Genomic DNA, 3,243 nt, shown 5'->3' on the forward strand with positions numbered 1-3,243 from the left:
ATCGCGGACCGACCGGAGAACCCCGGGACAGGGCGGGCGCCCGTCCCGCGGCCGCGGACCGCCCTCACGTGAACGCCTTGGTGGCCAGGCCCAGCACGTCCGGGTAGCGGCGCAACTGGGCACCGCCGTCGACCGCCAGGTCCTCCCCCGTCATCCAGGGGGCGTCAGCGAGATAGAGCACGGCCCGAGCCACGTCCTCAGCGGTGCCGCGGTGCGGGACCGCCGCGTTCTCGGCGTACTCCTCGGCGAGGCCGGGGATCTGCAATACCGGCTCGGTGAGCGGGGTGACCAGGAACCCGGGCGACACGGTGTTCACGCGGACGCCGCGTTCCCCGAGCTCGAGCGCGGCCACCTGCGCGAGCATCACCAGCCCCGCCTTGGCAGCGCAGTACGCGGCCATCCCCCGGCCGGGCTGCCGGGCGTTGAGCGAGGCGATGGCGACGATCGACCCGCCCTCCGCCACCACCCGGCCGGCGTGTTTGAGCACCAGGAACGCGCCGGTGAGGCACACGTCCACCACTCGCCTGAACTCCGCGGTGTCGTGGCCGGTGACCAACCCCAACGTGCTCACCCCGGCCGTGGTGACGACCAGCTCAGGGGCGGTCCCGGCGAACATCGCCTCCACCGACGCCTCGTCCACCACGTCGACGATTCTGTGATCGTGCCCCCGGCCCGGGGCGTCGGGTGATCCCTGGGGGTCGGCAACGTCCGCCAGCTCGGCCGGGCGGGCCTCGGCGAGATCGGCGTTGACGTCGGCGATGGTCACGCGCCACCCCGCCGAGGCGAGACGGCGCGCCGTGGCCCACCCGATCCCGGACGCGCCACCGACCACCACCGCGTGCCGCCCACCACCCATGTCGTCCGCCATGTCCGCCTCCATCCGGGATGGGGCCCGGGGCGCGGTGCCCCGTCGACGCGCCCTGGGACGCTGTTGACGCCCGTCAATCCCTGGCCATAATCTAGGGCCACACTGTGACTCACGCCATAGCTTTCCGCGCGGCGATCCCCGGCCGAAGAGGTTTCCATGACACCCGTCCCCACCGTCGCCGTCATCGGCGCGGGCATCAGCGGTCTGACCACGCTCAAGATGCTCGACGACTACGGCATCGAGGCGGTGGGGTTCGAGGCCTCCGACCGCATCGGCGGGAACTGGGCGTTCGACAATCCCAACGGGAGTTCGAGCGCGTACCGGTCACTCCACATCGACACCTCCAAACACCAGCTGAGCTTCCGGGACTTCCCCATGCCCGAGGAGTTCCCGGACTTCCCGCACCACTCGCAGATCAAGCAGTACCTCGATGACTACGCGGAAGCCTTCGACCTGCTGCGTCTCATCGAGTTCGAGAACCGGGTCCTGCACGCCGAGCGGCTCGAGGGCGGCGGGTGGGAGCTGACCACCGGACGCACCGGCACCCGCCGCTTCGACGCCCTGGTGGTGGGCAACGGGCACCACTGGGACCCACGGTTCGGCGACTTCCCGGGCGAGTTCACCGGGGAGATGATCCATTCGCACGCCTACGTGGACCCGTGGGATCCGCTCGACCTGCAGGACAAGCGCATTCTCGTGGTGGGTCTGGGCAACAGCGCCGCCGACATCGCCGTGGAGCTGTCCTCCAAGGTGATGCGGAACGAGGTGGTGATCTCCACCCGGTCCGGCGCGTGGATCGTGCCGAAGTACATCGCCGGCAAACCGGCCGACAAGTACTTCGCCACCTTTCCCTTCCTGCCCTACTCGTGGCAGCGCAAGGCCATTCAGGTCATGCAGCCGATGTCGGCGGGCCGACCCGAGTCCTACGGACTACCCAAGCCCAATCACAAGTTCTTCGAGGCCCACCCCACGCAGTCCGTCGAGTTGCCGCTGAGGCTCGGCTCGGGGGACATCACGGCCAAGGGGAACATCGCCCGGTTCGACGGGCGGACCGTGCACTTCGAGGACGGCACCGCGCAGGAGTTCGACGTCGTCATCCAGGCCACCGGCTACAACACCTCGTTCCCGTTCTTCGACCCGGACTTCCTCAGCGCCGACGCCCACAACCACGTGCCGCTCTACAAGCGGATGTTCTCCCCGGGCATCGACGACCTGGTCATGGTCGGCTTCGCCCAGTCCACTCCCACGTTGTTCCCGTTCGTCGAGGCCCAGGCCAGGCTGGCGGCCGCGTGGGCGGCCGGCCTGTACCGGACGCCGGGGCGCGAGGAGATGGAGCGGGTCATCGTGGCGGACGAGAAGAAGTACATCGGGCACATGCTCGACACCCCGCGGCACCAGCAGCAGGTGGACTACTTCCTGTACGAGCACGACCTTCGGACGCGTGAGATCCCGGCGGGACGAGAACGAGCGGCACGCCTCGGCGGGATGATCCGGACGGCGGCGCACGCGTGAGCGGGAACGCCACCTCCGGTGACGCCGTCGCCAGCTCACCGCGGGGCGACCGGCGTCGGGAGGCCCTGTTGGCGGAGCTGGACCGGCAGCTGCGCACCACCACACTCGATGACATCTCGGTGGCCGACCTCACCGACGCGGCCGGCATCACCCGGTCGGCGTTCTACTTCTACTTCGACTCCAAGGCCGCGGCGGTGACCGTGCTGCTCTCCTCCATCCAGGAGGCCGCCGCCACGTCGAACGGCGTGCTCGTGAACTCCGACGGCCGCTTCCGGTCCCGAGTGACCTCGACGCTGAGCGGCCTCGCGGACCGCATGCTCGACAACGCTCACGTCTACCGGGCCCTGCTCACCGCGCGCACCACGCACGAGCCCATGCGCCGCCTGTGGAACGAGGGGCGGGCGGAACTCGCGGCCCCCATCGCCGAGTACATCCGCTCCGAGCGGGCGGCCGGTCGCGCCCCCGACGGGGCCGATCCGATGGCGCTCGCCACGTCGCTGATCCAGGTCAACGAGTCGGTCCTCGAACATCTCGCCTACGACGCCGGGGCGGATCGCGAACCGATGATCGCCACCGCCTCCGACCTGTGGGTCCGGGCCATCTACGGCCGCCCGGACCCCGCGGTCGACAACCCAGGAGACCCCTCGTGACAAGCCAGATCACCCCCCACGACCTCGAGTTCCGCTCCGGCGGGGACACCTGCCGCGGCTGGTTCCTGCCCGCGGCAGGAACCGATCCCGCTCCGTGCGTCGTTCTCGCGCACGGACTGGGCGGCACGGCCGACTCGGGCCTGCTGCCGTTCGCCGAGGCCTTCGCCGCCGCGGGCTTCGCGGCGTTCGCCTTCGACTACCGCGGGTTCGGCC

The 3,243-nt window shown here is 70.3% G+C and carries 3 protein-coding genes and 1 pseudogene; 3 read left to right on the forward strand and 1 reads right to left on the reverse strand.

Features of this window, described 5'->3' with window-relative positions; all coding sequences use genetic code 11:
- Window positions 1-64: 64 nt before the first annotated feature.
- Entirely contained in the window at window positions 65-868 is an 804-nt protein-coding gene (locus IY392_RS13950; RefSeq protein WP_228549425.1) for an SDR family NAD(P)-dependent oxidoreductase, read from the reverse strand.
- A gap of 156 nt (window positions 869-1,024) precedes the next feature.
- Here IY392_RS13950 and IY392_RS13955 point away from each other — a divergent pair, with 156 nt between their 5' ends.
- From IY392_RS13955 to IY392_RS13965, 3 genes and pseudogenes are all read left to right on the forward strand, one after another.
- The gene (locus IY392_RS13955) at window positions 1,025-2,380 is read left to right on the forward strand and encodes an NAD(P)/FAD-dependent oxidoreductase (protein WP_182613255.1); all 1,356 of its coding nucleotides are present in this window, start codon (window positions 1,025-1,027) and stop codon (window positions 2,378-2,380) included.
- Complete coding sequence (locus tag IY392_RS13960) at window positions 2,377-3,030, forward strand: TetR/AcrR family transcriptional regulator (protein WP_107755285.1); 654 nt, start codon at window positions 2,377-2,379, stop codon at window positions 3,028-3,030. Before IY392_RS13955 ends, IY392_RS13960 begins: the two co-directional genes overlap by 4 nt.
- Window positions 3,027-3,243 (forward strand): annotated as a pseudogene (locus tag IY392_RS13965) (alpha/beta hydrolase); the annotation flags it as partial. The gene IY392_RS13960 and the pseudogene IY392_RS13965, both read left to right, overlap by 4 nt.

The organism is Dietzia sp. SYD-A1 (assembly GCF_015356725.1).
Lineage (GTDB): Bacteria > Actinomycetota > Actinomycetes > Mycobacteriales > Mycobacteriaceae > Dietzia.

Coding starts and splice junctions, on each gene's coding strand:
- IY392_RS13950 (WP_228549425.1), bottom strand. CDS start 868: ATGGCGGACGACATGGGTGGTGGGCGGCACGCGGTGGTGGTCGGTGGC.
- IY392_RS13955 (WP_182613255.1), top strand. CDS start 1,025: ATGACACCCGTCCCCACCGTCGCCGTCATCGGCGCGGGCATCAGCGGT.